General features: G+C 74.6%; 1 protein-coding gene. It reads right to left on the reverse strand.

Going from position 1 to position 533, the window contains the following annotated elements; genetic code table 11:
• Positions 1-41: 41 nt before the first annotated feature.
• Positions 42-533, reverse strand: a 492-nt coding sequence (locus CCL05_RS43740; RefSeq protein WP_143590093.1) for an NAD-dependent epimerase/dehydratase family protein, incomplete at its 5' end; no start/stop codon positions are given.

A 533-nucleotide genomic window follows, 5' to 3' on the forward strand; every position in this document is an offset into this window, starting at 1 on the left:
GGATGGGTCCGTCGTGGCGCGGGGCCGGGGGCGGGCCCGGGTCAGTCGTCCGTTGCGTCCTCGCGGAACCAGGCGAGGGTGCGCCGCAGCCCTTCCTCGGCGCGCACCCGCGGCTCCCAGCCGAGCTTGTCGCGGGCCAGCGTGATGTCCGGGCAGCGCACGGCCGGGTCGTCCACCGGGCGTTCGATGAAGCGGATCTCCGACGGGGAGCCGGCGAGTTCGACGANNTCGGTCGGGTTGCCGATGTTGACGGGGCCGCGCATGCCATGGGCGGCCGCGGCGAGGATGCCGCGCACGGTGTCGTCGACGTAGCACAGCGACCGGGTCTGGCGGCCGTCGCCGGTCACGGTGAGGGGCTCGCCGGCGAGGGCCTGCCGTACGAAGGTCGGCACCGCGCGTCCGTCGTGGCCGCGCATCCGCGGGCCGTAGGTGTTGAACAGCCGCACGATGCAGGTGTCGGTGCCGTGGGTGTCGGCGTGGGCGGTGGTCAGCGCCTCGCCGAAGCGCTTGGCCTCGTCGTAGACGCTGCGCGG

Source organism: Streptomyces africanus (assembly GCF_002150735.1).
Lineage (GTDB): Bacteria > Actinomycetota > Actinomycetes > Streptomycetales > Streptomycetaceae > Streptomyces > Streptomyces africanus.